Origin of the sequence: Thiorhodococcus mannitoliphagus, assembly GCF_010915725.1 — a bacterium.
GTDB lineage: Bacteria > Pseudomonadota > Gammaproteobacteria > Chromatiales > Chromatiaceae > Thiorhodococcus > Thiorhodococcus mannitoliphagus.
Window position 1 is genome coordinate 1 of sequence record NZ_JAAIJR010000211.1, and the last position, 5,711, is coordinate 5,711.

At 56.6% G+C, this 5,711-nt stretch carries 3 protein-coding genes; all 3 read right to left on the bottom strand.

What is annotated here, in order from left to right:
* Positions 1 to 679: 679 nt before the first annotated feature.
* On the bottom strand, positions 680 to 2,020 hold the full coding sequence (locus G3480_RS24780) for an HlyD family type I secretion periplasmic adaptor subunit (protein ID WP_164656899.1): 1,341 nt from the start codon (positions 2,018 to 2,020) through the stop codon (positions 680 to 682).
* Between the two features lie 17 nt (positions 2,021 to 2,037).
* A complete protein-coding gene (locus tag G3480_RS24785; RefSeq protein ID WP_164656900.1) occupies positions 2,038 to 3,780 on the bottom strand; it encodes a type I secretion system permease/ATPase in 1,743 nt (580 codons plus the stop codon).
* Positions 3,781 to 4,500: 720 nt separating this feature from the next.
* Positions 4,501 to 4,860, bottom strand: a complete 360-nt coding sequence (locus tag G3480_RS24790) for a hypothetical protein (protein WP_164656901.1) — start codon at positions 4,858 to 4,860, stop codon at positions 4,501 to 4,503.
* Positions 4,861 to 5,711: the final 851 nt, after the last annotated feature.

A 5,711-nucleotide genomic window follows, 5' to 3' on the forward strand; every position in this document is an offset into this window, starting at 1 on the left:
CCCGCTCCCACGTCGCTTTGCCTTTAAGGATTCACGCTGTCGACTCAACCGACTGGACGGTCCGATGATCAACGCCCTGGGCAGCACATTTCTTAATTTTTCATCCTATACACATCCTATACATAAGGGCACTACCCAAGGATTTACCAAAACTCGAATTGATTTGTATTGCTTTAATTTTCCATTCCTGATTCTAATGAGGTACTTACCAAAAGCTGGAAAACCGCCCCGCGGGTGGGCCGATGGGCGAGCGGGTAAAGGCTGTCGGATCAAGCGAAGGCCTGTCTAGGCCGTACCGGATAGGGGTTCAAACTTTGCTCCAACCCGAAAGCGGGCAGACTTCCGACGGGTCTTGGACCACGAAACCGAGGCGAACAGGCTCAATCGGTGCGGTTACCTTAGACAATGCGCGCCAACGGCCGCATTAAAGGCCCACCAGGTGGGGCAAGAAACTTAAACCAGAAACGGCTCAAGTTTACCGCTCCGCCAGCCGCTGGCAACTCCAACTCGTGAAGGCGGGCCTCAGCAGCCCTCCGGGTGCTTCGCAGTGCCCTAGCAAGGCTTGAGCCCTGTGCGAGGAAATTCGCTCGCCGGGTTCTTAGGGGGCGAATTGGTGGTGACACCACCCAGCTACCCGACGTCTCTTCAGTCGGTATTCGCACCAGGAACACAGCCAGAATCACTCCTCCCGGAAAGCTTGTGCTAAACGATCAGTGAAGGGACGGAACAGATAGTCGAAGAAAGTGCGCTCCCCGGTCTTGATCATGGCTTCCACTGGCATTCCAGCTTGAAGCGCACGCCCCTTGAGGTCAGCCATACCATCGGAGGTAACCTCAATACGGGCCAGATAATAGGGCTCCTTGTTAGTTTCATCGATCAGTCGATCAGCCGAGACCGTCAGGACCCGACCTGAAACAACCGGCGTCGTGCGGGCATTGAAGGCACTCAGGCGCAGGTCGGCCTCCATCCCTGGGGTAATCCTGTCAATGTCTATGGGTTGAACGCGAGCCTCAATCACAAACGATTCACCCTCGGGGACGATGTCGAGAATTTGATCGCCGGCCCGGATAACGCCGCCGACTGTATGCACACTAACATCCACCGCAGCGCCTGCAACGGGCGCTCGAACTACAGTGCGGTCAAGTGTTTTCCGAAGAGCCCGCATGCGCTCTCGCAGGTCGGCCACGTTTGTCTCAACCTCACGCAGCTCGGTGACCACCTCGCTCGCAAACTTGCGTTTGAGCTGGGCGATCTGGATGTCCGTTTCCCCTATCTGAATGCGCGCGGCAGCAATGTCCGACTTATGCTGAGCACGTTCACCTTCTAGCTCGGCCGAAAGGCGCTCGTACTCCCGAAGCGTACGCTTGTCGCCAAGACCTTTGTCGAAAAGCGTCATCATCCCTTCAATTTCGTCCTGATAAAGACTAATGCGCTTGTTCTTCGTCTCGACCAAGGCGTTAAGTCCACGAATTTGCTCTTGCAGCTGTTCGCGGCGCTGCTCAAGGACTTCCTGCTCGCCAGTCAGAGATGTGCGACGCGCCTCGAAAACTCGCCGCTCGCCAGTGATAGCCTCGCGGATGCGAGGATCGTCCTGGGCAGCGAGAAGTTCCTCCGGAAACTGGATCTCGGCGAGATCGTCGCGCTCAGCTATTAGACGTGCGTCTTGGGCGCGCAGCGCGAGGAACTGGCCGCGGACCACCTGAAGCTCAGCGCTAGCCTCGGTGTCATCAAGTCGCACCAAAACGTCGCCTTCGGACACTCGATCGCCTTCGCGCACGAAAATCTCGCTGACAATTCCACCCTCGAGATGCTGCACATTCTTACGAGAAGACTCGACCGCAACGACTCCCGAGGCTACGACCGCTCCGTCAATAGGCGCAAGGAGCGCCCAGGCTATGAAACCGCCCAATGCCACCAACAATAGGAAAAGACCAGCAATTCGCTCCGGTCTATCACTGGTTCGGAGCGACCCTCGCTCCGTGGAGCTGTCAATCTGGCCAGGGGTTACGGTGATATCCATCTAGATTGAGATCCTCTTTATCCAGCAGCCTTGGTCGGGAAGGCGGCTCCAGGACGTGTCGCGACAGCAGCCGGACGAGCGAACTTTGCCAAGACCTGATCCCGTGCACCGAACATCTCGATTTGTCCTTCGCGCATGACAAGGATTTTGTCAACCGAACTCAGGATACTAGGTCGATGCGTGATAATAACCACCGTAGTTCCTTCAGCCCTGAGCTGCGCAATGGTTTTGACTAGTGCTAACTCGCCTTGATCGTCGAGATTCGAGTTGGGCTCGTCGAGAACGACCAGCACTGGGCTACCATAGATAGCGCGAGCCAGACCAATTCGCTGACGCTGTCCACCCGAGAGCACCGCACCGCCCTCACCGATGGGCGTGTCGTAAGCCTTCGGCAGCCGTAAAATCAGCTCGTGCACCTGAGCACGTCGAGCGGCGGCCACCACTTTATCGGAGTCAATTCGGCCAAAGCGAGCAATATTCTCGCTCACGGTGCCGTCGAAAAGCTCGATATCCTGGGGGAGATAGCCGATGAAGGGCCCCAACTCATCACGATTCCAGTGACTGATATCCGCTCCGTTCAGACGCACCTTGCCAGATAACGCAGGCCAAACGCCAAGCAGAACCCGCGCCAAGGACGACTTACCAGACGCACTCGGACCGATGACGCCGACGCTCTCACCGGCAGCAATTTCCAAGTTCACGCCCCGTAAAACGGGCATGCTGGAGCCTGGCGGAGCGGCCGACACAGCCTCAACGTTCACCCGCCCAGTTGGATCGGGCAAACTCATGAAACGTGGGCACTGAGGAATGGCCACGAGGAGTTGATGCAAGCGCTGATAGGAAGATCGCGCCGCCGAAAAACCCTTCCAGCCGTTTATGAGTTGATCGACTGGAGCCAAAGCGCGCCCGAGGATTATCGAGCCAGCAATCATAACTCCGGCGGTAAACTCATGTTGAATTACCAAGTAGGCACCCATCCCGAGTATCAGCGACTGCAGTGCAACGCGAAATGTCTTGCTTGCGTTGGAGAGTATCGCGGCACGATCACTAGCGAGCGTTTGGAGCCGCATCACCTCACGATGACGCTCGAACCAGCGCTCGTACACGCGTGGCAACATCCCCATCGCCTCTACGACCTCCGCATTCCGCAAGCTACCGCCGAGATAGCTCCGCGCACTGATCGCGAGCCCGTTGGCTTCCCCTAACGGGCGACGGGTGGTCAACTGATTAGCGATCGCCAAACCGAAAAGCAGAACCGCGCCGCCGACCGCGAACCACCCCAGCCAGGGATGCAGTAGAAACAACACGCCAATATAAATCGGCACCCAAGGCACATCAAAGAAAGCGAATAGCCCATTTCCGGATAATATCTGACGGAGATTATTAAGATCCTCAATCGCTTGAGAGCCAGCACCCGGTCCATTGCGGAGCCTAGAATCGAACATGGCACTCAATAACCGCGGGTTCAGCCCCAAATCGAGCCGAGCGCTGACCCGAATCAAGATGCGTGAGCGCAAAACCTCTAGCATTCCTAGGACCACATAAAGGCCCAGCACCAAAACAGTCAGCATTAGCAAGGTCGACTCGCTCCTAGAAGAAAGTACCCGGTCGTAAAGCTGCAGCATGTAAAGCGCGGGCACCAACATCAGCAAGTTCGTAAAGAAACTGAAAAAACCGACGAACAGAAACGAGTCGCGACTGGCCTTGAGGGCCGCGAGCAATTCGTTTTCAGAGGAAGCTTTGCGATTATGTAGGTGCATACCGGTCGCGTAGAGTAGAAAGCAGTGATAAGATTAATGGGCCTGCAGGCACGCATTCATGAGGGCACAGACTGCCCAACGCGGGTCCGTCAGGCCGCGAGCAGTCGATCTGAGTCAGCGTTCTCGGCATCATCTTACAGCTAAATAGGAGATTCCCTGGCACCAACTTGAAGATAAAGCAGCCCGAAAGGCTCCTTAACGAGACTCCCTGCAAGGCGACCTGCTTTGTGCTCCGCCCCGCCTAGCCCCCTGCGCATGCCGGCACGCTATGCGTTCCTTGGCCAGTCTGCAGCAGCCCCCTTAGATTGCCATCGGTAGCAATCGGCAGGCCCTCGTCGAGATATGACGCGCAGACCATGCGGCGACAATGGGTGACGAAATAGCCAGCGATGGGCCTGAGCTTCTTGCGGCACGCGTCGTCGCAACATCGCCTCAACGACAATGGGAACCTGGCCATTGATTACGCCTCAGGTCGCTCTTGGCGGCCGTCGGCCTGCCCTTTGCCTGCTACGGATAGTTAGGGTGACGGCATCCCAAACGTAGCCGGTAACGTGCAGCAGACAGGATCTTTGTGGTGTGTTCGCGCCGGGCATGGCCTCGCGAGCAGCACCCTAGGAGAAGGTCTGCCCGTCGATGAACATCGCGATGGGGGGCGCCTGCTCGTTGTCGCGCACGGCATTTTGCTGGGCAAACCCAGACGAAGATCTCGGCCCGCCGGCCTCATTGCGCCCAATGACGGCGCGTATTCAATGGCTTACGGCGAGATACGCTTAGCACTTTGCCGAAGCGAACCAACTGCGCCAGCAGAATCTTGCTCTTGAGCGCGCATCTGCGCCTGACCGCTATAGACGCTTCGGCTTCGCTTGAGCGCATATGCATCCCTTCGCCATTAACACTTACCAAGTGTCCATCAATTGTTGCCCGATGCGAGCGAGGGCGCCCGAAATCCCCCTGCCCCCTTTGCAAAAGGGGGAAGTTGCTGGTGGACATTGCCTTGATGACCTCAAAGGCTCCTAGGGCAGCGTCGTGGGCGTCACCAAACAGCGCCTCAATCAGCATTGTAGCGTGGGCATCGGACATCGTCCGCAGGTTCCAACTCTAGCATCACACCGCATCGACAGCGGCGACAGAGCATCCACAGGAATCGCCTTCCAGTCTTTGCCTTTCACGCTGATAATAGACAAACGCCCCATCCGATACCAGCCGAAGAGGTTTAGAGGCCGTCTGGAAATCATGGTCGAGACATTTGTAGCGAATTCATTCGCCCTTGGCCCGGCTAGGCGAATGAATTCGCTACACGTTTTTCCAGACAGCTTCTTAAAGACAAGGTCGCGGACGCGATGCAGTGCGCTCGACCTCACGCCTAGTCAAGCGTAGAGGTTCCCACGACACGTCCCGACTGACTCTAGGTCTAAAGGCTCTGAAACAGAACCGTGGTGGACCGGAAGTAACCACCGCCTTACAAGCTCATGCTTCAGGCGCCCACCGCCGCGCACATGAACTCTACTTCCGCAAACACAATGGCAGAAATGTCTTCATGGGCGTTTATGGCCAACAACAGATTTACGTCGCGGACTACTGCGAGACAGCAGTACAACGCTGATCACCGCAGAGCCTGCAACTCTGCAGGTTAAGCGCTTAAGTCGAGCACAACCGCCAAGTTATCAACGCCAACAACGACAAAATCGTGCGCACTACACGGGAAGGCACACAAACTCCCACGCAAGGCCGGGCCACCATGAATCTACCAGACATTTAGGTCGTTAGAAGTCGAACGCAAGCCGAAACCCTACAGGAACATCCAGTATCAACTCTATAATTACCTCACGAAGAATAACCAAAAGTCAACATGCCGCAATTCCCGCTGGCCGCAGCGTCGAGCGGTCGCGGGGGATGTAGCCCGGCGCTGGAGATCAACAGACAAACGCCCA

Bases quoted from the DNA above. Each gene is read 5' to 3' on its own strand.
- G3480_RS24790 (WP_164656901.1), bottom strand. From the start codon at position 4,860: ATGTCCGATGCCCACGCTACAATGCTGATTGAGGCGCTGTTTGGTGAC.
- G3480_RS24785 (WP_164656900.1), bottom strand. From the start codon at position 3,780: ATGCACCTACATAATCGCAAAGCTTCCTCTGAAAACGAATTGCTCGCG.
- G3480_RS24780 (WP_164656899.1), bottom strand. From the start codon at position 2,020: ATGGATATCACCGTAACCCCTGGCCAGATTGACAGCTCCACGGAGCGA.